General features: G+C 66.5%; 10 protein-coding genes (1 of these 10 cut by a window edge). 8 read left to right on the forward strand and 2 right to left on the reverse strand.

What is annotated here, in order from left to right:
- From KO481_RS25445 to KO481_RS25480, 8 genes are all read left to right on the forward strand, one after another.
- Positions 1-16576, forward strand: the end of a protein-coding gene (locus KO481_RS25445) for a C2 family cysteine protease (protein WP_215920448.1). 17252 nt of this gene lie to the left of the window's left edge; only the last 16576 of its 33828 coding nucleotides appear in the window; its start codon lies beyond the left edge, outside the window; its stop codon occupies positions 16574-16576.
- Positions 16577-16645: 69 nt separating this feature from the next.
- Complete coding sequence (locus KO481_RS25450; RefSeq protein ID WP_215920450.1) at positions 16646-18220, forward strand: MFS transporter; 1575 nt, start codon at positions 16646-16648, stop codon at positions 18218-18220.
- A 21-nt stretch (positions 18221-18241) separates the two neighbouring features.
- A complete protein-coding gene (locus tag KO481_RS44420) occupies positions 18242-19672 on the forward strand; it encodes a sensor histidine kinase (RefSeq protein WP_215920452.1) in 1431 nt (476 codons plus the stop codon).
- 91 nt (positions 19673-19763) lie between these two features.
- Positions 19764-20831, forward strand: a complete 1068-nt coding sequence (locus tag KO481_RS25460; protein ID WP_215920453.1) for a hypothetical protein — start codon at positions 19764-19766, stop codon at positions 20829-20831.
- Positions 20828-21328 carry a YbaB/EbfC family nucleoid-associated protein gene (locus KO481_RS25465; protein WP_215920455.1) on the forward strand — a complete coding sequence of 167 codons (501 nt, stop codon included), beginning with the start codon at positions 20828-20830 and terminating at the stop codon, positions 21326-21328. Before KO481_RS25460 ends, KO481_RS25465 begins: the two co-directional genes overlap by 4 nt.
- A 24-nt stretch (positions 21329-21352) precedes the next feature.
- Positions 21353-21709, forward strand: a complete 357-nt coding sequence (locus tag KO481_RS25470; RefSeq protein ID WP_215920457.1) for a YbaB/EbfC family nucleoid-associated protein — start codon at positions 21353-21355, stop codon at positions 21707-21709.
- 123 nt (positions 21710-21832) lie between these two features.
- Positions 21833-23812 carry a WXG100-like domain-containing protein gene (locus tag KO481_RS25475; RefSeq protein ID WP_215920459.1) on the forward strand — a complete coding sequence of 660 codons (1980 nt, stop codon included), beginning with the start codon at positions 21833-21835 and terminating at the stop codon, positions 23810-23812.
- A gap of 19 nt (positions 23813-23831) precedes the next feature.
- On the forward strand, positions 23832-24155 hold the full coding sequence (locus KO481_RS25480; protein ID WP_215920461.1) for a hypothetical protein: 324 nt from the start codon (positions 23832-23834) through the stop codon (positions 24153-24155).
- A gap of 4 nt (positions 24156-24159) precedes the next feature.
- Here the strand turns inward: KO481_RS25480 and KO481_RS25485 are convergent, their stop codons facing one another.
- Positions 24160-25092 (reverse strand): TAXI family TRAP transporter solute-binding subunit, encoded by a 933-nt coding sequence (locus tag KO481_RS25485; protein ID WP_215920463.1) that lies wholly within the window; start codon positions 25090-25092, stop codon positions 24160-24162.
- Positions 25089-26561: a sensor histidine kinase gene (locus KO481_RS25490; RefSeq protein ID WP_215920465.1), complete on the reverse strand. Its 1473-nt coding sequence runs from the start codon at positions 26559-26561 to the stop codon at positions 25089-25091. The genes KO481_RS25485 and KO481_RS25490 overlap by 4 nt, the downstream gene beginning before the upstream one ends.
- Positions 26562-26715: the final 154 nt, after the last annotated feature.

The raw sequence follows: 26715 nt of genomic DNA on the forward strand, positions 1-26715 counted from the left end.
GGTAGACGCAGCCATGCCGGCCTCGGATGGGTCGAAGCCGCATGCTGGGATCGGTGCGCGTCCGGCGGACGCCGACCTCCCCCTCCAGAACGACTGCGGGCGGCAGGCACTACAGAGACTCTTCGAACTCACCAACAGTTCGGTAATCGATCTGCCGAGCGAGCCGGTCGGCGCCGCCGGAATGTCCGTCGAGCAACTCGAACGGGCCGCGGGCGCCGAACTGCAACAGTTCCCCGATCACAACGAGATAGCCAGGAGGTTGCAGACTCTCGGCCACGGCGCCACCGCGCTGGTCGTCGACAGCTACTACGGCCCCACCAACCAGGACGGCGTCGGCGCACACGCCTACCTCCTCACCAACCGCGGCGGAACCATCCGGGTCATCGACCCCACCACCGGACTGGACGACACCCTGGCGTCACACGTCCCGGCGAACGTCCATACCTATGCCATTCTCTACACCCGCGATGGCGTGCCCAGTGCTGATGGTCAGGTATTCCCGAGTGACGACGACCGGGAGTGGCTGTACGAGGGTGAGCCGAACGGGGGTGTATCGGCTGCCGAGGCGATCGCGACCAGGTTGGCTGCGTTCGAGTCGGCGGTTCGTGCGCCCGAGGGCTCCGCGGACTCCCCGCCGGAGCGCTTGCAGATCACAATGGCGTCGACAACGGTCGCAGCGCCGAGTGATTGCCTGGTGGTGTCCAACAGTGCAGGCGAACTGGTGTCGATCCCTCTCGATATAAGGGCGAAGATCGTCGGTAAGCGCACGGTTGGCGCTGTCGAGGTCGATGAGGTCGAGCTCTTCCGCGGTTTCAGTCACGAGTTGCCCGCTGCCGTCGTGGAACAGGCGTTCAACGAACGTGACGGTGTGCTGGTGCCCAAGGCGGGCCTTGTCGTCATCGACGATCAGGGCGACGCTCTGCGGTGGGATCGCGACTCGTCTGTCACCATCCAGCCGCATTCGACCGAACCGACAAAGAAGTTGGAAATCAGCCATCCCTGGGGTGTGGGCTGGATCGCGGTCAAGGATTCCGGACTGCTTGGAATCAGTGCAGAAAAGGCAATCGGCCCACTGTATGCCGGGGAGATCCCACAACCGGGAGACGTCAGGCAAAACGGGGTCGGCGATTGCTATCTGATGGCCAATCTAATCGGTTTGGCGCAGGACAATCCGCAGCTTGTCGTCGATATGATTCACGAGAAGCCCGGACGGCCCCGTACATTCAGTGTTCGGTTCTATGATTCCAATGAAAACAGCTGGGTCTGGGTCAAGGTGGATGATACCTTCTACGAGGATTCCAGTGGCCGGATGATGTATGCGGCACAGGATTCTTTGCAGCCGCTGTGGCCTGCGGTGATCGAGAAAGCATGGGCGGTATTCCATGGCGAGCACCAAGGTTACCAAGGCATCATCGGTGGGTTTTCGGGGGAGACGGCCGCGCAACTGCGACCGCCGCAGATGCCCGGGTTCGCGGGACGCATTCAGCGGACTCGCAGCGTCGATGCGAAGCCGTTCGCGGATCTGTCCCAGGTGGACCTGGACACACTCGCCCGTCTGGTAGGCAGTACCGGCTTCGCTCGGATGGTTCTGGAGGGAGGCGGCGGGAATCGGCGCTCCGACTCGCGCTCCGCAGCGTTGCGGGTATGGGAGCGCATGCGGGCCGGGAAATTGACTCCGTCGGGTCTGGTGCAGAAGGATCACGCCGAGCTGGCCGAGCTGCTGGGGGCTGACGGTACGGCGGCCGCGGTCGAGGAGGCGCTGGCGCGCTGGAAGCCCGAGGACGGCGATACCGCCGCTGCGTTCTGGGGTTTTCTCAACAAGCAGTGGAACGCGCCCGGTGCCGCACTGCAGGCACATTTCGATGCTTGGAAATCGAACGACGCGTTGCCGGACACCACGATTGCGGAGTGGCTCGCCGGCCGGATCGATTATCTGCTCCGAAGCGGTGACACGGTGAGCCTGGAGACGAAACCGGATCTTTCGGGTCAATCTGCCGCCATCGCTTTGGTTCCCCTTCACGCGTACTCTGTTGTTCGCGTGAACAGGGCTCGCGCGGATGACGGAGCGCTCCGTGAACCGACGGCAGTGGTCCTGCGTAACCCTCTCGGTGGCGATGAGATATCCGTACCTCTGAAACATCTGAATCTATTCGTCAGGATCGCCTCATCCGGCCCGGGCACCCTTTTCGCCTTCGGTCCGGAGGACTCTGCCGCCGGGGGCGTGACAACGGCATCGGCGGCCGAACCCGCGGAGGCAATGGCCGAGGATTCGGATGCCCTTCCGTACCGGGATGTTCAGTCCGAGTCCGATCGGCGCGCATGGCTCGCGCTCGAGCTGATGGCGGCAGCGGCATCGGACCGCGACAGTGCTGACCACGGTGCTGGAGACCGGCCGCATCCGGACGCCGCGGCAGCGGTGGGGCCGCAGGACGGGCAGCGGACGGAGATTCCCGCACCACGCGAACGCCCGCTGACGACCCGGAGTCTGCCGGTCCTGGACAGTGCGTCGTTCGCGGATCATCGCCCCTCCGAGACGGCGGACCATATGTCCGATGACGTCCGGAATTCGCACCGAATCTTCGTCGGTTCAGACGGCAAGTTCCATCACGCGAATGACGGCACCCTGTACCACACCGAGGGTGCGAAATTCGTCATGGACACATGCGGAAATGTCTACGCGAATAATGGATCGAATTCGGACGCGACATATCATTCGTCGTTCCTCGGCCGGGGTCCGGTTGCCGCCGCGGGTTACATTGTCGTGGACAATGGGACCCTGACGGTGATGACCGACAGCACCGATCATGGCCCAACGGCTCCGAAGCTGAACGACGTTGCGCTCGATTTTCTTCGCCAGCGTGGTCTCGAGTTGGGCGCCGGTTTCGAGCGCAGGGCCTTCGACCCCGCGGATCCGTCGGGTCTTCATGGTCCGGCGCGGGAGCGAGGTGGAGAGTCGGACCGGCAAGAGTCCGAGATACGACAGCGGCTGTTGTTCCTGGATCGGCGGGAGATGGCGGTTTCGGGCCGGCTGCGGCGGGCCTCGAACTCCCAGACGGCTCAGGGCATTCTGCGGGACGAGCACAAGGAACTGGCCGAACAGCGGAAGGAGCTCGGTCGGTGGGCGCTGTCGCTGCAGCGGGGAGTGGTGCGTCCTGCTGTCGGACTCGAGGGCGTGTGGGCACATGTGGAGCCGGCATCCGATGACGACCGGATCGTGCCGCCACACCTCGCCGCGGCACTGGGAGCGACCGATGAGCGTGATCGAACCCGGCGGTTGACGACGTGGTGGGACGAGCATGGCCGCCAGTGGTGGAATGAGCTGCGTTTCTCGAGCCTCGCTCCGGAATTCCAGCACCGCCTGGTCACCGATTTCCCGGAACTGCGCAATTCCGATGGCATTCCCGCCGATGTGCGGGATCTATTGAATCGGAGTTGTCTCCACACCGAATTCAGCAGGTCGGTCGGTGCCGGGCGGAGCTTCGGAAAGCAGCGACAGCACATTCTGGAATCGATGCTGCTCAATCTGTACTCGGCGGAGTTGGAATCCCGGCTGATCTCGGGGTTGTCGGCGATCGCTGTTCCGCCGAGGGTGTATCTGCTGAAATTCGATCCGGACGCGTTCGGCGGGCGTGGCGCGGCGGTAATGAGCTTCGGAAACGTCGATACCGCGCCGTCGGTGGTGTGGCATGTGCCCGGGGTCGAGACCTCGATATCGTCGATGAGTGATGGCGTGGCCAGCGGCATGAATCTCTATGCGGCTGCGCGGCAAGAGGACCCGACAGAGGAAACCGCGGTCGTGGTGTGGATCGACGACGGGATCCGACGCGGGTCTGGACCGCTGTCGCAGGTGACGCGCACTGCGGAGGCGTTGCTCGGCACGGGTGCCGATCGGTTGGCCGACGCGCTGTCCGCCTTCGGTCTGGCACGCCGGGGCAGCACTGTCGGCGAACCCGTCATCGATGTGTTCGACGACAGATCGGGTCCGATCGCCTGGCCCATCGGCGACGATTACCGCCTCGACCGCCCGCGTAACCACGAACTGGCCCAACCGGCCGCAATGGTGCGCCTCCCGGCCGCAGGGGCCCGCTTCAGGTCACGCGGTCGGATGGTCCGACTACCCGGCGGCGTGAATGTCGCGGTCCGCAGAGCCGAAGGCCACGCCGACGACATGGTGTGGGTGCGCGACCCGGCGGAGCCGCGGCCCGAGCATGCCTGGCACCTGGTGCCCGAGATGGCACTCGGGGTGGGGGTGCCGAAACCGCAATACGTCACCGGCCCGTTGTTCCGAATGGACGCCGACCCCGCTGCGCGCGATGTGGTGCAGGGCGCTGTCGGAACGTGCTACCTGCTCGCTGGTCTCCAGTCCATGGCCGAGCGGCATCCCGGTTGGATTCGTCGGATGGTCCGTGAGCGCTCGGACGGCAATTTCGAGGTTCGGTTCACCCAACCGGACGGCAGCGTGGTGCGAGTAGCAGTGGATCGCTGGTTCCACGCCTACCGCGGGGAGATCGTGTACGCCGCGCACGTGCCGGGGCAGCCGTTGTGGCCTGCGGTGATCGAGAAAGCATGGGCGGTGCTGCGCGGCGGGGACAGTGGCTACAGCGGCATCAGCGGCGGGCTCCCGGGGGAGATGGCTAGGATGCTGCGACCGCCCATGCCACCTGGTGATGCGGGGCGGATACGGCCGCCGCGCAGCCTTGACAAGGAATTCTTCACCGATCTGTTCCAGTTGGACCACGACACGCTCGCCGAGGTGCTCGGCAGTCGAAGTTTGGCGCGGCTGGTCCAGAGCTGGGAGGGCCGGTTGCACGAGGTGGACCGCCTCGACGAGTTCTTGACCGAGAACTTGCAGGAGGCGATCGACAATGTGTATGAAAACCTCCTCGATGAGGGCATGCTTCCGTCGAATCTGAAGGAGGATCTGGAAGACGATCGGGTATCCTTGCTGAACGATTTCGGCTGGACTGATGACATGGCCGGAGCAGTCGAGGATGTGCTGGCCGGATGGAATTCCGAGACCCATGAAGATACGCCGGCCGCATTCAAGAGGCTTCTTGAAAATCGATGGCTCGAGAACAATAAGCTGCTGATGCATCTGGCCGCCTGGAAATCGGATGTCCAGCTGAGCGATACCACAATTGCGCAATGGATGGCAGAGCGGATCGATCGTCTTATCGGGTACGGCGACACGGTCACCCTGGGTACCAAACCGAAGTTTTCGAGTAATCGCCGGCACGGCGTCGAGCTGTTCCACAAGCATGGGTATACCGTCGTCCGTGTGGAGCGCGCCGGCGCGAAATCCGGAAACCTGAGACTGCCGACGGCGGTAGTGCTGCTGGACCCGCGCGGCGGGGCCGAGATCACCGTGCCGTTGGCGGACTTCAGCCAATTCGACGGCATCGGTTCTTCGGGGCCGGGTACCACGTCCATCTTCGGCACGAATACTGATAATGCCGCGTCGGCAGCGGTCATGGATCCGGTGCCTGCCGACCTCGGCGTATCGCCGATCGAATCCGCTCCGACCGCCGATGGTGAGCTGAATTCTCTGGACTCGGACGACGATTGGTCCTTCGGGCCGGTGCCATATCTCCCCAACCGTCCGAGCAGCATCCATTCCGTCTACTCGGTCGTATCCGGGTCGTCGGAGGACGAGTCGGCTGATCCCCCGAACATGGGTGATACCGGGGTGCCGGTGCCGGCTCCGATGGTTGACAACCCATCGGTGAAGCGGCAGCTGGGGCGCGGCGTGGCTCCTAGAGTATTCGGATACAATTGGTTGCCGCTTTCGGAGCGTGATCGTTATCGCCTGGTGGTGGGGCCCGATGGGTTGTTGTATCGGGCTGTGAATGGTGAGTTGTTCGACACCGTATCCGGTTCGGCGGCTGTTTCGGATGAGTCGAATTCAAATCGCAGTCCCGGGGTTCAACCGTCGAGAAATCGACGCGCTGTAATGGTGATGGACCAGAATGGAAATCTTTTCGCGGTTGCCGAATTCGAGCAGGGTCGACCGCGGATTACGCATGCGTCGCTACTGTATGGCGATCCCGCACTGGCGGCGGCGGAGATCGAGGTGCACGCGGGTGTTGTGAAGATTCTTTCGGATCGAGGCGGTGAGTATGTCGCCGGTCGGGGATTCAACGATGCCGCGGTGCGCTATCTGCGCGATCAGGAAAATAAGCTGGCGTTGCATCCCGACTTCCGGTTGTTGCGCCCGAGGAGGCTCGCGGGGAAGCACTCCGGTGTGGAGACGGAACGAACTCCGGAGTTTGTGATCGATCGGCCCACGCGGGGTGTGGATGTTCAGTTGGATCCGATCGCAGTGGGTCTGCCGGAGCTGAACGGCGATCAGTTGGTGGCGGAACCGCCGCCCTCGCTCGGGGCGCGGGCTGTGGTGGAGAATGCCGTTTCCGATGTGCGGCCGGAATCGGCGAGCGAGTCCGAATCAGCTGACCGGGTGGCTCGGTGGGTAGACGACGTGGCGCGGGAGCCCGTGCTGATCTGGGACGACGAGTACCTCCTCGCCGACGCTCCGGATTCTGTCGACGCCGTGCCCGATTACGGGAATGAACTTTTCGAACAGCAGCACCACTACGAGGGCGTAGAGACCACGGTGGCACGTGACCGCGGGCCGGTGTTCGCAGGGACGGAAATTCCGATTCCGTCACGGATAACCGATTCACCACAGTTGGCGGGTGTGCCGATAGCACCCGGCGAGAAGTTCGCCGAACTATCACCCGCGCACCGTGAGGAATTGCGGATTGTTGTCGGTCCGGGAGGGTTGCTGTATCGGGCTGTCGACGGAGGTCTTTTCGATACCACCTGGGATGCGAAAATGGGGGCGCTGAGCGCGGCTCCCGGCACGTGGCAGAAGTTCCAGGATCCCATGAACCGGCGCGCGATGATGGCGGTCGACGTATACGGAAACATGTATGCGATCACCATGAAAGAAGTAATGGAGCGCAGTCGTGAGCGAATCTCGCTCGCATCGCTGCTCGCCGGCGCTTCGGCTGCGGCCGCTGCAATAGTTGAGGTCCGAGCGGGTGTGCTCACCATTATGCTCGGTCAGGATCAGCAATATGCGATCACGTCTGATCTAAACGCGGCGGCGCTCGAATATCTGGGATCGAACCCTTACGGGCTTGTGCGTGGAAATGATTTCCGGCAGTCGGTTGCTGTCTCGGAAACGTCCTCGGAGCTCGGCGGGGAAAGCGAAGGCGAGGAAACTGCCGGCATAGTCGAGCTGCCGATGCTCGAAGATTCACATGCGCTCGGGCCGGAGACCACCGGCCCGATTCCGCTCGCTGCCCGCGGCGCAGTCGGTGATTCGGTGGTGAAACGTGCCTATCCGGGTTCTCGATTCGAGCTGCCGGCGAAGCTGCCGGTCGATCTGCCGGACGAGAACATCAACAAACAAAACCGGGCCAAGAACAGATTTTTCGACGTGAAGACGGAGGCCGGTCAATGGCTCGAACCGCTTCCCGGCGGCTTCCTGCGACATGGAAATAGTCCGGAGATGCAACGAGTCGATCAGTACGGAAACAAGCTGTACTTTGTGACCGGAGCGAACGGAACCGGTTGGGTTTCCTGGCCCAGGTTGTCTGCCAGGGGATATCGCGGGAATGCGGAGAGCGGGCGCTTCGTCCTCAGCGTCGGTCTGTCCGGCCTGGACCTGACGGTTCACGATCGGGTCTTTGTCGAGCCGGACGCCGGCGATGCGCGGAAGGTGTGGCTCCGGCGGAACGGTGACTCGGTGTCGGTGTCGGCGCAGGTGGCTGCGCGGTTCGGCCTGCGTCCGCTGCGGAGGCTGGCCGGCCCGAAGTTCGCCGCCGACGGTGTTCCGAAGGTCGAGGATCTGGCAATACTGGACTGTCCGGCGGTCGACGGGGTGGATCTGCTGCACTCTCCACGCACCCATGTCGACGCCCTGGACCTGCAACGCTCTCCACACTTGGCCTCGAGCGCGGCGGTCGTGCAGCTCCGTCGCTTCCTCACCGACCATCCGGGGGCGATCGAGACGATGATCCGGGAAGATCCCGCCGGTAGCACCGAGCTGTTCGAGGTGCTGCTGGAAGTGGCCGGCCGGCCACAGTGGGTGCAGGTGAACCGTTTCACTGATTTGCCGCTGTCGGCGGCCGTCGACGGCCCGATCTGGCCCGTCCTCATCCTTGCGGCGCATGCCGTCGTGCAAGCGGATGATCTGACGCACGCCGACCGTCAGGCCCGGCGCGACCGCGATTATGACGTGAAAACGGGCACGTGGGTCCCCTTCGCGAAGGCTGGAATCGAGCACTCGGCGATGCGCGCGAAGGTCGAAGACTGGCTGGGTGATGTTCCCGTGGGGGCTGTCCCGCCGGCTGTCGCGAATTCGGGACGGCCCGACCCCGAGACCGGGGCGGGTGACGTGGTGCACGGGCAAGGCGCGGTCCCGCTGACCATCGAGAACCTCGCACAGCACGATCCCACGATCATCACCGAGAAGGTCGACCCATGGGATCGCACGGACGACACTCCGGCAATTGCTCCGGCGATCGCTCCGGCGGCGTTCGACGAGCCGGACGCAGCCTGGCGGGTCCCGGCAGCAGTAGTTCATATCCCGGCGGACGGGTTCACGTTCAGTTCGGGCGGCAGACAGGTAAGCCTTGCCGGTGGGACGGCGGTCGCGGTGCGCATGGACGAGAGCGCGGCCGACCGGGTGTGGGTGGGTGAACCCGTCGGCGTGAACGATGGACCGATATGGCACCTGGTCGGCAGGGACATCCTCGGAAACCTGAAGGTGCCGAGCTTGGTGCGAGCCACCGGCGACCTGTTCGGTCCGTCCGGCCCACGTGTCTCCGATGTGCGGCAGGGTGACGTCGGCACCTGCTATTTGATGGCCGATCTCATCGGCGTGGCAGACCAGCATCCGGACTGGATTGTCGACATGATTCGGCCCCGTCCGGATGGTGATTTCGAGGTGCGGTTCATGGAGCCGGTTGGCGATGGGCGGGTGACGCTGCCGACCGGCGAGGTGGCGTTCCGGGAGCCGGTTCGTCGTGAGGTGTGGGTTCCGGTGGATCGGAGGTTCTACGCCTACGACGGCAGGATTGCGTATGGCGTGCACAAGGCGGGACGGCCTTTGTGGGCGGCGTTGATCGAGAAGGCGTGGGCAATCTACCGAGGCAAAGGCCTGGGATATGCGGGGATCGGGGGCGGCCCGCCCGGGGCGACCGCAGCGGCATTGTGGCCTGCGGGCCGAGTTCGGTCGCTGCGCGCGGTGGACGACGTGAATTCCGCGCATCCGATGACACTGGGCCCGGACGTTCTGGCGGAATTGGTCGGGAGCGTGGAGATCGCGCAGGAGGTGCTGGGTCTCGAGGAGGAATGGCGTGCTTGGATGGAGGGCTGGGCTGATCGGGACAACTGGAATCGGGCGAATGATGAGCGGGCCCGGCTGACTGTTCTCGGACTGTCTTCCGATGATGCGAGCGCGAAATTCACGCAATGGCATAAGGACAACGATGCCCGGAAGTCGGCCGGCTTCGGCGTATTCCTGGAGGCGACGTTGGGCGCCGTCAGGTATGGGCAACTCGAACAGCAGTTGAAGCCGTTGCTGGTGGAGATGGCGAAGTGGGAGTCCGGCGAGCCGTTGGTCGAGTCGGTGGTGACTCGGTGGGTTCTGGACCGCATCGACTATCTGCTGAAACGCGGCGATACGGTGGTTATGGGCACTCGCGTCCTTCCGACGGGGGGAACGCACCCTTACACCGGCCTGCCTGATAGGCATGCCTATACCGTGTCGGGGGTCGAGACAGACCCGGCCGGACGTGTGACGGGTGTGCGCCTGGTCGACCCGAACGGATGGCACCCGACCCAATTGTCCTCGGACGGGATTGTGGTGCCGGCGGCGCACCTCAATCAGTTCATGCAGCTGAGCTCTGCAGGTCCGGGTACACGGTCCGTACACGGTTGGAACCGCGATGTGACTCGTGCGCAATACCCGGGCACTGCCGGTGCCCTCGTTGCCGAGCAGACCGTCGGGTCGCGGAGCTCGGCGATGTCCTCGGCGCTCCCAGTCGAAGAATCATTGGACGACATGCTGGAATGGGTGGCGGGTTACGGACAACCGCCGTCCACACCTGTCGCCGCCGAGGAATCGACGTCGTCGGCCTCGCACGACATGCCGGCAGCGGCGGTCGCCGTCCCTGTCGGCGGAATTACCGTCATATCGGGCCATACCGAGTTGAGCCTGGTCGGTGGGACGATGGTCGCGGTTCGCCTGGACGAGAGCGCGCCCGGTCGAGTTCTGGTGCGCGACCCCGCGAGCACAGACGCCGCACCCGTGTGGCACCGGATGGACAAGGACGTCTTGGAAACGGCCGGTCTCGAGATCCCCGACCTGGTGCTCGTCGACGGCGATCTATTCGGTGCGTCCGGACAGCCCAGCGTTGACGATGTGGTGCAGGGTGCGCTCGGCACGTGCTACCTGCTCGCTGATCTCATCGAGTTGGCGACGGAGCACAAGGAGTGGATCGTCGACATGATTGTTCCCTCGGATGATGGCTTCAAGGTGCGGTTCACCGAGCAGATTACCGACGGGCGGGAGACGCTGCCGACCGGCGAGGTGGTGTTCAGCGAGCCGGTTCGTCGTGAGGTGTGGGTTCCGGTGGACCGGCGGTTCTATGCCTACGACGGGAAAATCGCTTATGCGGTGCACAAGGCGGGGCAACCGTTGTGGGCGGCGGTGATCGAGAAGGCTTGGGCGAAATACCAGGGTGGAGACCGGGGATATCAGGGGATCGACGGCGGCGCCTCCGGCAAGACCGCGGCAGCCCTGCGGCCGGTCACGTTGGCGGGTAGCGCGGGCCGGATGCAGTCGACGCATGCGGTAGACGACGCGAATTTCGCGCATCCGATGACGTTCGGCCTGGATGCTCTGGCACAGTTGTCGGCCGGCGGCGGCAAGGTCACGGACGAGGCGCTGAGGGTTGCACGTGAGGTGTTGGCCCTCGACGGGGACTGGCGTAAGTGGATGAACGGCTGGAACAATCATTCCGGCTGGGAAATAGCTAATAATGCCCACCGTGATATTATTTCGCGCGCTTTGGAAAGTGTCGATGAGGTAGACGACTGGAACGAATATCTCAGGTGGCTGAGAGATAACAACGCGCTGAAGTCGGTCGGCTTCAAAAATTTCTTGGTGGCGACGCTGGGTGCCGATGAGTATAGGAAACGGGAAGATTACCTGGATCCGATTGTGGCGGAGCTGGCGAAATGGGAGTCCGACGCTCCGCTCAGTGATTCGGCGTCGACCCGATGGGTCCTGGATCGGATTGTGCGTCTGCTGGCGCGTAAAGACACGGTGATCATGGCAACGCGCCTGCTGGCGGACGGTGCATTGCATCCGCATACCGGACTGTTCGGAGGACACGCCTATACCGTGTCGGGAGTGGTTACCGACCCACTCACTGGACTCGCGACCGGTGTGAAATTGACGAATCCGAACGCGGATTCCGGTGCTCACGACCGCGAAGTCGAGGTATCGGCGGAGCACTTCAACCAGTTCGTACGGCTGTCTTCAGCCGGGGCAGGCACTCGCAGTGTGCACGGTTGGGACGAGTCCGTGACGGGAGATATGCCCATCGTGCAGGCCGCGGCGACATCAACCGTGTCAACTGCCGAGCACTCCGACCACGGTGCGCCCGCTGTGCTGGATGACGCTGAGGACGAGTCGATGGGCGAGGACGAGTCGGAGGATGACGAGGCCGAACTCCCCGATACATTGCGCGGTGGTGAGATTGCCGGTGACGAGGTTCAGCCTGCCGGCGCCACCGACATCGCGGTAGCTCGGGCGGCCGCGGCATTGATACCGGATCGACCGGGCTCTCCTGTTCGGTTGCCCGGCGGCGAGCAGACGACGTTGATTGCCCGTGCCCGGGATGGCGGTGCGTACCAGGAGCTGGTGCTGCGCGAGGGCATGAGGTTCGTCGTCGAACCGGTTTACGGTGATGCGAGCGGGTTGTGGGTGTGGTTGCGCCAGGGCGACACGGCGTGGTCGGTGACTGCCGATGCTGCCGCCGCAGTGGGGTTGTATCCCTTGCGGCGGCTCGACGGACCACTGTTCAGGATGGATGATGATGGCAGGCCGCAGCTTTCGGTAAACGATCTCGAATACCTTCGGATGTCTTCGCCTTCGCCATTTGTCGAGCAGCTCTACGAACTGGTCGCCGAGGATTCGGCCTTGGTCCGGGATATGGTGCGGGAAGACGAATTCGGCAATATCGATGTGTTACTGAGGGTCGGGGACGAGCCGCGGTGGGTGCGGGTGGATGGTCTCACCGAGACTTTCTCTGCTCCGCTCGGATCTCCGGTGTGGCCCATTCTCTTTCGCGAGGCGCACGCCGCAGCGGCTGCGTGGTTGCGTGGGCCGGTGAGCTCATCTACGCAGGGGCAGGCCGAACCGCAGGGCGGAGCGAGGCTGCCGAATGTGCTGGAGCAGCCATTCGCATGGCAAGACGGCAACGTGAACGTGGTGACCCGCGAGTGGGTGCGGCGAATTCGGCCGACCGGAGCTGTGATCACCCGGACCAACCAGCTCATGCGGCCGTACGAGGGCGGTTTCCTGAAGTACGACGAGACGGTTCCCGAGGCTCGCAAGGAATTCTCATCCAATGAGAAGGCGAAGATGTATCGCTTGGTGCAGGGCGCGGGCGGTGTCGCAGCGTATGTAGCCGAGGAGACATTGAGTCGGGTCGGCTATCGGCGAGACTCACTCACTCGGGCAGGAGTCACCGTCCCGGTTTACCGGCTTTCCGCTCCCGAGTCCGTAGAGGTGCCAGGCCCCCGTGGCCCTGTGACATTCGACGTCGGTGAGCGAATTACCGTCGAACCCCGCGCCAGTCTCCACGGTGCCATCCTGTTGCGTCGCCACAACGGCGAGTCGGTGTGGGTCGACCCGCGCGCAGCCGCGGAATTGGGAGTGCTGCGTCCTCGAGTGCTCGACGGCCCCCTGTGGGGGAGGCCCTCTCCGACAAGGGACGATCTGATCAGAGACCTGTCGATGCTCCCGCCGCCGGTCGTCTCGGAGCTTCGGGGGATTATCGGTAGCAACCTGGCCGTGGTCGGTCAGATGCTGCGGGTGAACCGCGGCGACAGCGCCGATGGTGCGCAAACGTCGGCCATCGGGGCCGTGCCGCTCGACGAGAATGGCGTCGAGCGTCGACGCTTCCGTAGTGTCGAGGTTCGCATCGATGGACCGGGTGGGCAGCGATGGGTATCGGTGGACTGTCTCACCGATCTGCCCTATACGAGCGGGCGGCCGATCTGGGCCCACATGATTATCGAGGCACACCGCGCCGTCCGGGCGAACACCGAAATCTCGGGGCAGGCGCCGGATAATGCGCCGGGGCAGGAACTTTCGTGGCAGGATGCGGCAACCGGAATACTCGGAGACGAGCGAAATCGGTTCGGGGTCGACGACAGCGCACAGCGGTCGGGCACTCCGGGGCCGACCCCGGTACCGATGCCAGGAGCCGCTTGGCGGGACGCTGTGCGCGACCAGTTGGGGCCCGCGGGCGCGGAGAGTCCCCCGCCCGGTGACATGTGGGCATGGCTGGCGGAACGCGGCGACCGCATGCTTCTCCTCGGCCGCCACGGCCATCACTGGGCCACCGTGTACTCGGGCCCTGACGGCGAGTTCCGGTTGGTCGACTCCGGGTCCGCGCGCGTCGAGTTGGGTGCCGACCGGATCCAGGCACTGATCGATGAATACGGGCTCACCGAGACGGTGTTCGGCCATGCGCCGGACGACCGCTACGAGCCCTGGTATCGGGTGTCGCCGGCCGGACCGGATTCGACAATTGCCACCCGGGTGGGTCCGAGGGGAATAGCCACGAGCCGCGGCTTGAGCGTCCGCTTTCCCTCCTCGGGCGGCGCACCGATCGTGGTCACCGGTTTCACCGACGGCGGCATGGCGGCCGTCGAGCGGATCGATCTGGCGCGGCTCGGCTTCTCGGTGATTCGCGGGAACGGCAGCCTCGAGCCTATCGGCGAGGCGACGGCGGTCGGTCGTGGCGACAGGCTGGTGCACCCGCGGTTACCGGTCGGGTGGGGAGCGAGTTACCTGGTCCGGCCGGGCACTCGCGAAGGTTTGCTGGTGGTCGAGCACCGTGGCCGATCGTGGACCGTTACCCGGGAAGCCGCCGAACACGCCGGTTTGGTGCGCCCGGATGTCCTGGCGCGCTGGAGGTTCGCGGATCCGGCGGTAGAACACGGACCGGCTCGGACTGTATCGGCCCTCGACGCGGCCGGCTCGACGGGCGAGCAGGAATCGCCTGGGTTCCGTCCGCCGGGACCGGTAGGCGTGTGGGAGCCGCAGCCCGGGCAGGGGAGCGAGCGGGTGTGGCATGCGCTGACACGAGTCATGGAGATCGCCATCCAGTACGGGCCAGGGGCGGCGACCGCGATGCTGCATCCGGATCAGGGTGGGGTGGTACCGGTGGGGAATCACCTATCGGCCGACGGATCGCTGTCTGCGGCAGCGCGAACGCTGAGGCTGAATCTGGACGTCTATTCTCCCGACGGAACACTGCGGCAGTTGCGTTTCGGTGGGCCGCGGCAGCCGGTGGGCAACCTGTACCGGTCCGTCGACGGCGCCGTCTGGGTGGCGGTTCCCGCCGATGCGACAGCTGCCGTCGCGTTCGCGTCGGGCGATGCGGCGATCGCCGAGCACGAGATTCATATCGGTGCCGACGGCCGGTGGTACGACCACTCCGGTCCGCTGGAATCCGGGTGGGGTGCGCTCGGCCCCGGCGGTGTCGAATACGAATGGGAGCCGAGACCGGCGGATACTCGGTGGCTGAATGTGGTCGTGACCGAAAACGGTCGCACCTTCCGGGTGCCGGCCGGGGTCCCTCCAGAGGCGTGGGCGCGCGAGAGGTTCGGTCACCATGCGGCAGTCGCCGGAGTGCAGATCGAAGTCCACGACGGCAGGATCACCGCCGTGATCGACCAGTTCAATGGGCGTGCGAGACCGCAGGCGCAAGCCGACCGGGCGCTGGCGCTCTGGGTTTCGAACGGGCTCGTACTCGGTAACGACTTCCGGCTGCTGGAGCAGGACGGGGACGTAGCCGGCGGTTATCGGGAGCGGTCGGGCGATCCGATGCCCGCCGTGCCGCGGTTCGGTCCGCAGCCGTTCGTGCCCGAGCCGCCGGTGCGTGCCGACGAGCCGTACCGTCCGTTCTTCGTCCCGTCGGCCGGGACGGTTCCCCGTCTGACGGAGTGGGCACCGCCGCTACTGCGGTATGTCGGGGGCGCGGCCGCCGTAGTGGCCGCGGACGGCACTCGGATCGTCGCCGCGGGCAACCGGCTGCTGACCGTGGTCGATGTGGAATATGCGGGGCAGCACGGACTCCCGTCCCGGGTGCGAGTCGAGGGCCAGGGCCGGACCACCGCGTGGGTCACTCCGGCCGAGCTGGCAGACGCGGGGTTCGTGGTGCCCGGTGACGACGGTTTCGTACGGGTCGATGTCGTGGAGAACACCCTGGAGCACGGCGACGAGTTCGTGCGGTTCGTGCGCACCGCCGACACCGAGTTGACGCAGGTCGCGATCAACAGGTCCGGCTGGGAGCAGGATGTGGTGGCGGAGGTGACCGACATATTCCGGCGGCCGGACGGCACGGTGGAGGCAGTCGAGGTCGATTACGAGGGGAGCCTCCGGCGGATGACGTTGGCGGAGCTGAGCAGCGAGGGTTTCGTCGCCGAGGCCGTCGGAAGTTTCACTCGGCCCGATTCACTCGGTATTCTCCGGCCCGGTCAGACGCTCGTGTCCGCGCGGCGCGTGGAGTGCGGCACAGCCGCCCCGCTGTATCTGATCCACGGCACGACTTACGAGGTGATGTCGAGCGGCGTCGACGTGCTGGTCCGTGACGAGGATGGCAACGAGTGGTTGATAAGCCTCGAGCAAGCCGCAGCAGCCGGGCTGCACCCGCGGGTCGAGCTGCCCGGCCCGCTCTGGGATCCGGCGACCGGCCCGCGTCCCGACGACGTCCCCGCAGACCTGGGTGATCCCCATCTGACCCAGTTCCTGCGCGAGTTCGCCACCAGGAACCCCGGCGAGATCAGGCGGATGTTCACGCCGATCGGCGGCGAAAGAGGCGACATCCTCGCCGCTGCCGACGAGAACGACGATGCCCTGTTCACCGGGGTTCCTGCGATGGCGGAGGCGGACCTGATCACCGCGGGCCACTACGCGATGCTGCTCGAGGTGGACAACGGCCCGATCCGGTTCGTGGTCGGCCGGGATGTGTACCCGGCCGCGGGGCCGATGCCCGGCCCCGGTCAGCCGATCTGGCCGTGGTTGGTCGCGAGCGCGTATCGCCATGCGTTGCACGAGGAGACCTCGGCCGCCGAGGAGGAGTTCGTCAACCGGCGCGGGTTCGTCGAATGGTGGAACCGAGGCACATCCGCCGATGCCCCCAAGGTGCCGGCCGATGGGTCGCAGCCGGGCCCGAGCAACCGCACGCGAAGGCCGCACGGCGCCACCAACATCGACGGTCCCGTCAGCAAACGGCGGCGTACCGAGAGCGGGGAGGACGGGTGACAGTGCGGTGGCGGTAGCTTTACCGCACCGGTGTGCAGATATGCCCGGGTGAGGACGTGAAGGGCGATCATGACTCTCGGGATAGACCGTTCGGGCCGTACAGCCGAGCGGGGCGGGGCGAGCGTGCGACTCGGCCGCTGGCATCGCGGACTGGTGGTGGCGGTGTTGTGCACCATCGGATTCATGACCAGCTTCGACACCGCGGGGCACGCCATCGCGGTGCCGACGCTGCTGCAGGAGCTGGGGGACCGGCCCGTACTCCATACGTCGATATGGATTCCGAAGGTGTATGTGCTGGCGTTCACCGCGTTTCTCATGATCGGCGGCACGCTCGCGGACCGGTTCGGCGCCAAGCGGGTCCTGCTCTGCGGCGGTCTGCTGTTCGTCGGCGGCACCGCCACGCATTTGGTGCTGGCGATGACCTCGATCCCGCTGGTCGTGGCGCGGGTGTTCATGGGCGCGGGCGTCGCCGCCATGTTCCCGGCCGCACTGTCCATCCTCACGGCCGTGAGCGACACCGCCCTCGCGCGGGCCGGGGCCGTCACCCTGTGGTCGGGTTCCTGTGCCGCGGGTGTGACCGTCGTTCCACTGGTCAGCGGCCTGATTCTGAACAACGTGTGGTGGCCTCGGGTGATCGGGTCGGTCGGGGTGGTGGCGATGCTGATGATGATCGGGGTCGCCGTCCTCGTCCCGGCCACACCGGCGGATCGGGAGAGCCCGGCGGACTGGCCGGCCACGATCGCGGTGACGCTGGGGATCGGGCTCGTCATGTTCGCCCTGATACAGGCGCCGGATTGGGGATGGAGTTCGCCACCGGTCATCGGGACATCGGTGGCCGGGGTCGTGATGTCGGTGGTGTCCGCGATCATCCGACGCGGTGGCGCCCTGCCGCACGATTGTTTCGCACGAGCGGATCCACGCGTCCGGCCGGCCATGTTCGCGTTGGGCACGGCCTGGTTGGCTTTGTTCGGGATCGTGTTCCTGATCGTGCAGTATCTGCAGGCCGTGCACGGTCATTCACCTGTCGTCGCGGGTTCGGTCATGTTCCTCCCCACGTGCGGTGCGTCCGTGATCGGTGCGAAGCTGGGGTCGAAGGTGCAGCGCCGGTTCGGGATGACGGCCGCACTCACCATCGGCTTGACGGCGGTCCTGGACGGCCTGGCCATCGGTCTCACCGCCGACGCCCAGGGCGACCTCGGCCCGATCGTCGCCATGGCGACGGTCGCGTGTGTGGGTTTCGCCATGGTGCTCAGCGTCGCGCTCGATGCGGTGAGTGCGGCCCTTCCGTTGTCGCCCAACGCATCCGCATGGGCGGCGACCACAACCGCGGTGCCGTCCAGCGGACTGTTCGGCTTGGCGATCGTCGCCTGCACGGTCGATAGCGGCTATCACGCACACCTCGTGGCGTCGGGAGAGTCTCTGCCGTTCGGCGGCGTGGTCAGCAGCGAATCGCTCGGCAAGGGGGTGGCGATGGTCGCCTCCGCCGGAGACCGGGACAGACGACAACTTGCCGCGGCCGTGCAGAACGCGTTCCTGGCAGGCTACCGGCACGGCCTGCTGGCGACCATCGCCATCGTCGCCGCCGTGATGGCGGCGATACTCGTAACGGCCGCCGGCTCGAGGAGGCCGTGGCGATCTCGTTGACTGCGGAAGGAACCATCGAACGTGCGTGGTCGTCTGCTGATCATGTTCACCGTGCTTGCCGCGATCTGCATGAGCCTTCTCGCCGTGGGGATCGGCGCGGAACTGGCGGCCAGTCGGACCCGCGGGATGATGATCGAGCGAATCGAGGACGCCAATCACTTCGCGGCGCTGTCCGTCGGCGATCCGGTCACCTTGAACGAAGCGGCCCGGGATTATCGCTCCCGCACCGACAACGGTGTCCTGGTGATCGACGCCGGCGGGACGGTGGTCTGCGACGTCGGAGTGGATCGGCGGGATCCGATGGTGGCAAGCGTCATCGAACGGTCCCAGCGGTTCGAGTCTCCGCCGCTGTCGCTGCCGCGGTCGCTGCTGCCCTGGAGTCCGAACGTGTTCCTCGTGGCGGAGCCCCTCGGGGCGCCACCGCGGGCCAGAGGGATCGTCATCATCGCGGTATCGACTGCCGCGACCCGTGGCGCAATCGCTGACGGCTGGATACAGCTGGCGTGTCTCACCGCCACCGCACTGCTGATATTCGGCGGTCTGGCGCTGGTGCTGTCCGGATGGATACTGCGACCGGTATCCGAACTGCTGCGCAAGGTCGGCACGCTGACCGCGACGCTGCCCGCACCGGAGGGCCGACCGCCGCGGCCCCGGACCAAAGACAGTGGGCCACCGGAGATTCGGGAGCTGGCGGATGCGGTGGAGGCGATGACATCGGCGGTGGCCGAGATGGCCGCCATCGAGCGGCGGCATGTGGCGGATACCGCGCACTCCATGCGTAATCCGCTCGCTGCCTTGGCCGCTCGGCTCGAAACGTTGCGGCCCCAGATCGCTGGTGGCGGACCGGTCGAATCGACCTTCGACAGCATTGTCGTAGAGGTGGATCGGCTGACGGCACTACTGGACGTGCTTCTTGCCGGCGCGGTGGCGCAGGCGCGGAAAACGATAGAGGTCGCGGCAATCCCCGAGTGGTGTGATGTGGTGCGGGTCGCGGTGGACCGGGTCGATGCGTGGCGCGCCGCATTTGCCCGCGCCGATATGGCTGTGAATATCGAGTTCTCGGTTCCTACCGCGGCGGCGAGGGTGCCGGCGGAGACACTGTGTCAGATTCTCGATGTCGCATTGAGCAACTCGTCGCGCTACGCCGGAGCCGGCACGCATGCGACAGTATCGGTACATGTCGAGTCCGATTCCGTGGTGGTGTCGGTGCGCGACACGGGCATCGGCGTCCCCCAGGACGAGATCGACCTGCTCACCACCCGATTCTTCCGCGGTGCGGCCGCCGCTCCGGGTGGTTCCGGGCTGGGTCTGCCGATTGCCGCGACACTGGCTGCGAAACAGGGCGGACTGTTCTTCATCGACTCCGCCGACCCGCACGGATTGATTGTGACCGTCAGCTTTCCCGCGGTGGCCGACGGCATGGAACCGACATCCGGAGTGTCGAGCAGGTGAACAGAAGGTTCGCCGCACGGCCTCGGCCTGGCCCGGGCGGCGGTCCTCTCGTAGTCTCCCGACCACAGTGTCGGCGTCGGAATGAGGATGTATGCCGCGGATTGTAGGCAGGCGGGCGGACGGCGCCGTCGTCGTCGGCGTCGGCGGCGTGTGCGTGGTGGTCGAACCGGAGGCGCTGGACGGTCAGGGCCGTTGGACGGTCGGCGCGGGCGCGGCCGAGATCCGTCCCGCCTACCTGGCGACGGGGGAGCCCGGGGTGACGTCCGCCGACGACCCGATGCCGCGGAACATGCTGACTGCCGCGCACATCGAGGCGATTCTGCACTGGGAGGTCGGCTTCGTCGAGGGTGTCCCGGGCGATCCCGCGCGCCCCGGACTGGGCGCCGAGGCCGAGCTGTACCTGCGTTATCGGCCCGATACCGGTGACGTCTATCTCGAGACCGTTGCGCAGCACACGGATCCGATATTCGCGCGCGAACCGGTCACCGCCCCACCGCACGACCTCGCCGAGCTTCCGGAGCCCGCTGACGGGGATGCCGACCCGTCACCGCTACACCAGTTCTGCGCGTCCATGTCCTACATCGAGGATCTCTCGGGGGAGGAACTCGTCGCCGACGCCGCGCAGGACCTGATCGACCGGGTCAGCTACGCCCCCACCGTCGCGGAGTTCTATCCGGCGCTGGCCGGCGCGGTCGCCGTGGGCGACCTGCCGGACGACGTAGTCGAACTGACCGACGGCTTCGCGCGCGAGGAGATCCTGGACTTCCTGAAAGACGTGGTGGCAGAACTGGATCGGCGCCGCCCGTGGCCGGACCCGGCGGTGGTGACGGTGGACCCGCAGGAGTGGCCGTCGATCGGGGCGAGTCGGCTGATCGGCTGGGTAGGTATGTTCACCGACGAACTCGAGTGGGCGCTGAAGGAGAGCATCGGCGAGGTCCCCGACGACGACCTGCCGTTGTTCGTGCTGCGCCTGCGGGGCGGTCAGATGGTTGCGCTCGTCGGCGACGATCCCGATCCGGAACGTTTCCTGGTGTTGTTGCCCGAACTCGGCGGCCAGCGCGAACCGCGCGACGTGATCGACTACCTGGCCCGGTACGCGGGCCTGGAGGTCTCGACCGACGGCCTGGACACCCTTGTCGAGGAGGTGCCGTCACCGTGATCCACCCCGAGAACCGGCGGCTGGCCGAGCAGACCAGCGAGCTGGTCGACAACTTCCAGCAGGCCATGAGCCGGATTGCCGACGCCCGCAGCGCGCAGCGGACGATGACGGCGACGGCGTCGGCCGAGCACGGCCGGATCGTCGTGACGGTCGATGTGACCGGTGCGATCACGCGCACCGAATTCTCCGACAAGGTCGCCGATCTACCGTACGGCGCGATCGCCCGCGGCATCGTGACCGCAGCCCAGCATGCGGCGGCGGAGGTGCGGCGGAAACGGGAGGAACTGCTGGCGCCGTTGCGGGCGTTGCGCGCGCGCATGCCGACGGTCGACGAGCACCTTCCAGGACTGACCGCGCTGGCGGGGCTGCGCGCCGAGCTGCCCCAGCCGGTGCCCGCCCCGCTCACCCCGCCCTCGGAGCGCGAACAGTACTCCGGCCCCGATTACGGCGACGACATGGAACCGCGGCGCCCGGCGCCCGGCATCCTGGATCGCTGAGCCGCAGGACAGACAGGAGCCCTCGTGGCCGATAACGAGTTCGACAGTGCCATGGCGGATTTCCGGGCACAGGTCGCCGATATCACCCGCCTGCGACAGGAACGTGCACAACTCACGGCCACGGCCACCGCCGCGCAGCGCCGGGTGAGCGTGACGGTGAACGCCGACGGCATCGCCGTCGACGTCCGATTCTCCGGCGCCATCGACGATCTGAGCTACGAGGAGATCGCACAGGCGGTGACCGAGGCGTCGAGGCAGGCGGTCGCCGATGTTGCCCGGCAGAAGGCCGGACTGCAGGCCTCCGGCGCCGCGGCGCCACGGCCAATGGATCTCGGATCCCTTGCTGCCGTTATGGATTCGCTGCGCGATATATTGCGCTGAACCCCCGGGCGATTGTTCAGGCCGCGTTCGGCCGCAGGGCATGTCTGGTTCAAACTCGTACGTTTGTCTGATTGTTACGCACGGACGGCAGTCGAGCTTGGGCCAAGGGGTGGTGAATCGCCGGTGTCGCTGTATCTTCCGCCGCAGTGGCGGTGGCTGGCCTGGGTAGCGGGCACCACCTGGCCGGATGGCGACGAGGACCGGATGTGGTCCGACGCCGCGGCGTGGAAGACCGCGAGCGACGCGGTGCGTGAGCGGCTCGACGACGTCGACGACGCCCGGGACGCCACCCTGGCCGCCTATTCGAGCGGTGACGGCGCCGCCAGGATGACCGCGATGTTCGACGGCCTGCACGACGGCGACGGCTCGGTGAAACAGCTCGCGGACTACCTGGACCAGATCCACGAATCCTGCTTCGATATGGGCACCGAGCTACAGGACAGCAAGCTCACGATCATCCTGTCGCTGTCCTGGCTGGCGCTGGAGATCGCGTGGGCGATGGCGTTCCCGCCCACGGAGGCGGCGGTGGAGGCCGCAGCGATCTCCAGCACCCGGTCGGTCCTGCGGCTCGTCGAGGACGCGGCGCTGGACAGGGTGAAGGCCCTCGCGGGCCGGTTCGGCGCCTACTCCGGCAAGGGGCGGCTGTTCTGGAAGTCATTGGCCCACGGCGAGTTCGTGCTGCCGTCGGCAAAGGGAGTGGCCAGTTACAGCATCAAACTGGCGGAGGGCGCCACCACCTCCTTCGGGATGGACGCGGCGGTGCAGCTAGGACAGATGGCGACCGGCAAGCGGCACAGCTTCAACTGGGCTGAGGCCGGGCTGTCGGTGCTGGGGTCGACAGCCGGCACCATTCCCTCCCGCGAGTTCGCCCGGTACCTCGGCATGGGGATCGATAACCTGGCGGGCCGTTGGCTGGCCAACGGGTTCGGGCGCACCGCGCGGGCGGCCGTGATCGGCGCCGGCGCGGGCGCGGTGAGCTCGGTCTTCGGCAACACGGCCGTGGGCCTGGCCACCGGCAACTTCTCCAGCCTGAGCAATCCCTCGAGCTGGGTGGGCGGTATCGCGCGCGGTGCGATCGCCGCCGGTGCGCGCGGTGCCGCGGTCAAGACGACGCCGATCTCGCCCGACGATATCCGGTACGGCCTGTGGGGCAAGGGGCGCAGCGAACTCAAATATCTGCCGACCGACGGTTCGGTGACCGACGTGCCCGAAGGCCGGCTGCCCAAGGCTCCGACCGTGAGCGAGCCGGTAATGGAACCGGCGCCCGAGTCCGTGAGCGAGCAGATCCGAGGCGGTCCGCTCGAGAACGGATCGGTGAACAACTCGAATCACGCCGAGTCGCAGCTGGAATCGGCGTCGATGAACTCGAATCACGCATCCGGCGGGTCGCGGCCGGAATCGGTGAATTCCGCCGAGGGCGCCTACGAGAACTCGATTGGCGCCGGGGACAACGAGCCGGATCGGCAGTCGGTGCATTCGGTCTCCGAGAACGGGCCGTTGGAATCGGATGGCGGGGCATACAACGAATCGGATCTACAGTCGGTGCATTCGTCGGACAGCGGATCCAGCAACCTCGATCGCGCGTCGGTGTTCTCGTCCAGGAACTCGGATTCGGAGTCGGTGAAGTCGATGGGCTCGATCCGGGATATCGGCGGTTCGGATTCGGACTCGGCGAGGATCCCGGTTCGCGGTGGGTCCCGGCCGAATTCGATCGTCTCCGGCGCGGGCGCGGGCGCGGGCGCGGGCGCGGGCGCGGGCGTGGGCACGGGCGACGACGATCTCGCGGCGAACCTCACGGTCCGGAGCAGGGGCAGCGAGCCGGACGATCGAGACACGCCCCCGCCCGGGCGGGTGTACCCCACCAAGGAGCTGCCGGACCAGTCCGCCTTCCTCGGCAAGGCCACCGACATGAAGTCGAAGACGCGGCCCAAGCGGGAGCCGGAATGGGAGCGGCCACCCGAGGGCTACAACGCGAAATCCGCTCCGGGAGAACCGTTCTGGCTTCCCGATATCCCGTGGACGCCGCCGGGCGGTGGTGGCAAGGGCGGCCACCATCATCATCACCACCATCGTCCGCCGCACAAGCATCCTCCCGAATCGTGAAGTACCGAGGAGATAACACATGGCCGGCCAGATCGAGCTCGACCCGACCAAGCTGAAGGCAGCCGCCGAGCGGTCGAAGTCCATCGCCGACGCCATCGGCACGGCGCGCACCGCTCTGTTGCAAACCCTTACCGCCAACGGAAGCCCCTGGGGCAGCGATAGTTTCGGTGACAAGTTCGCCAAAGGTGATCAGGGGTACGTGGCCGCGCGCGACAGTCTGCTCGCGGGCATGGCCAACCTGGCTGGGACGTTCGAGCAGATCTACCAGGGGCAGGTGGACGCCGCGAACTCCTTCGCGGAGACCGAGACCGTCCGGACCAAGCAGTTGGCGGCCGTTGCCTGACGATTCAGCGGTGTGCCCGGCGATAGGCTCGGATGGCGCCGGGGTGTAGCCGGACCGGCCACGTATCTATCAGCGATCCGTCGTCCATGAACTGCGACCCGGCGGAGCCGTCGACGAGCTGATGCGAATGGCGTAGCAGTAGGTCGGTGAGGCTCTCCGCGGCGGCGTCCGGCAGGTGCGGATCGACCACCAACAATACGGACACGCCGATGGTGTGATACTGAGCGGGAAGCTGGTAGATATCCTGGCTGATCTGCACTCGATCGTAGAACGAAGGATAGCGCCGGCGCAGCGGAGCGGTCACATCGTCCAGATCCAGAAGCCTCGTGGTGCGGGAGATTTCCAGTTCCGGGGTGGGTATCCCGCCGAGCCAGACGACCGCGTCGACGCTCCGATCACGCAGCGCCGCAACCGAATTCTCCAGAGGCAGGTAGCTGACCCGGATATCGTCGCCCGGCCGCAACCCCGCGGCCTGCAGCATCCGCATGCCGGTCAGTGATGCTCCGGATCCCTTGGCGCCCAACACGATCCGCGCACCGCGAAGGTCGGCCAGGTGCCGCACGGGACTGTCGGGCCGCACCACGACCTGCGTGTATGCCTCGTACAGGTTGCCTACCGCGCGGCATCGGGTGATATGCGGAGTGACCGCGTCGGCCATGACCAGCGCGGCGTCCACGCGACGCCCGGTCAGCAGGTGCAGATTGTCCATCGCCCCCAGGCTGGGCACTTCCTGAATCCGCACCCCGCTGCCCGCTGCGGCGGCCACCAGCACGTCACGGAACATTCGGGTCGGCCCCATCGAACCGATGGCGATCCGGATCGGGAACGGATCGGGATCGCGCTCGGGCGTAGCGAACGGGACGCCGATCGCCCCGGACACGGCTCCCGCGGTCAGTGTGAGGAAGGTCCGCCGCCCGATCCCGGCGGACCGGTTCACCGCGCGCACGGTTCGCTCCCGCGCCCTGCCGGTGATCGTGTCGTTGCCGCATCGGCAAACGCCGTGCCCGCCAACGGCATACGCAGGATCAGGCGCAGCCCGCGCGGGTCGGCCGGCTCGAGCAGCAGGGTGGCCCCGTGCCGGTGCGCGAGCGCGGCAGCGATGGTGAGCCCCAGGCCCGACCCTCCTGCCGCCGCGCCCCGCCCGCGGAAGAACCGCTCGGTCAGGCGTGCGATATCCGCCGCGGGCACCCCGGTTCCGTCATCGGTGACCGAGACGGTCACCGCGCCGGGCTCGCGCCGGACCAGCACCGTGGTGCTCGCCCCGTCTCCGGCGTAGCGGCACGAGTTGCTCAGTGCCACATCGAGAATCTGAATCAGCGCGCTCTGCGGGAAGGCGGTCTCGGCCGTGGGCGCGGGCGTGTCGAGCCGTAGCGTCCGCCCGGCCTTCGCGAAGGCCGAATGCCACGCGTCCACCCGGTCGGCGGCGGCGAGCGGCGCGTCGCACCCGGCGGTGTCGCTGTCGGTGCCGGTACCGGCGCGGCCGAGCTGAGAATCGGTGGGTGTCTCCGCGACCGCCAGGGCCAGCAGCCCGTCCAGCAGCGCGGTGAGCCGGTGCACCTCCCGCACCGAGCCCTGGAAGTTCACCTCGGCCTCACCCCGCACCGCAGGCTCCAGGGACTCCAGTCGAATTGCCAACGCGGCCAGTGGGTTACGCATCGCGTGCGCGGTATCGGCGACGAGCTGACGCTGCGCGTCGACCGAGTCGGCCACCGTCAGCGCGAGGGTGTCCACCGAACGGGCCAGCGCGCGAATCTCCGGCGGACCGTTCTGTGCGTCTTCGATGGGGCGATCGTCCCCGCGCGGGGTGGGCAGTGCCGCGGTCAGCTCGCTCACCACGTGTGACAGCCGGTCCAGTGGACGCAGAATCCATTGCGCCAGACGCAGAGCCAGGACGGTGGACGCCCCGAGCGCGATCAGTGCCCCGGCGAGGATGCCGCACCAGCCGGCTCCGATGTCCGCGCGTGCGCCGGCGGTGTTGACGACGAGCAGGACGGCCCCGCGCATCTGTTCCGGGTCGCCCCAGTGTCGTGTGACGAGTATGTGCGCCGGACCCCAGGGCCGCAGCGAATCGATTGCCGGACCCGGTAACTCGTTGGCGCCGGCCTCGGACAGGGCCGTTCGCACCGTGCGATCCTGCAGGTGTACGCCCGTGTTGCAGCGCACCCGGCCCATGGCGTCGACCAGCACCAGATCCTCGCCGTACAGGTCGTGAAAGCGCTGTGCCTGCGGGCACAGCTTATTCTTGTTGCTGGTAGACATGGCCGCGAACCGGTCGGCGTCGCGGGTGCGCTCCAGCACGAGCTCCCGGGTGCGGCCGGTGGCGATGGCCTGCGCGAACGGAACGGCGAAGCACGTCACCGCGATTGCCGCCAGCAGGAGCAGAATGGTCAGGAGCCGTCGACGCATACGCCCTCGGTCACCCGAGCGCTTCAGGCGGTGAAACCGATGTGGATGCTGCCGGCGTGCGCTGCCTCCGCCCTCCATCGACGGTAGCCGTCTGCATCGTCGTCCCAATGCCTTTCGATCCGCGGAACCGGCGGTCGAGGCTGGCCCATCGTCA

Source organism: Nocardia albiluteola, from assembly GCF_018860155.1.
Classification (GTDB): Bacteria; Actinomycetota; Actinomycetes; order Mycobacteriales; family Mycobacteriaceae; genus Nocardia; species Nocardia albiluteola.

What these genes read in the sequence shown, in the direction of transcription:
- KO481_RS25450 (WP_215920450.1), top strand. Translation starts at nt 16,646, where the DNA reads ATGACTCTCGGGATAGACCGTTCGGGCCGTACAGCCGAGCGGGGCGGG.
- KO481_RS25460 (WP_215920453.1), top strand. Translation starts at nt 19,764, where the DNA reads ATGCCGCGGATTGTAGGCAGGCGGGCGGACGGCGCCGTCGTCGTCGGC.
- KO481_RS25480 (WP_215920461.1), top strand. Translation starts at nt 23,832, where the DNA reads ATGGCCGGCCAGATCGAGCTCGACCCGACCAAGCTGAAGGCAGCCGCC.
- KO481_RS25490 (WP_215920465.1), bottom strand. Translation starts at nt 26,561, where the DNA reads ATGCGTCGACGGCTCCTGACCATTCTGCTCCTGCTGGCGGCAATCGCG.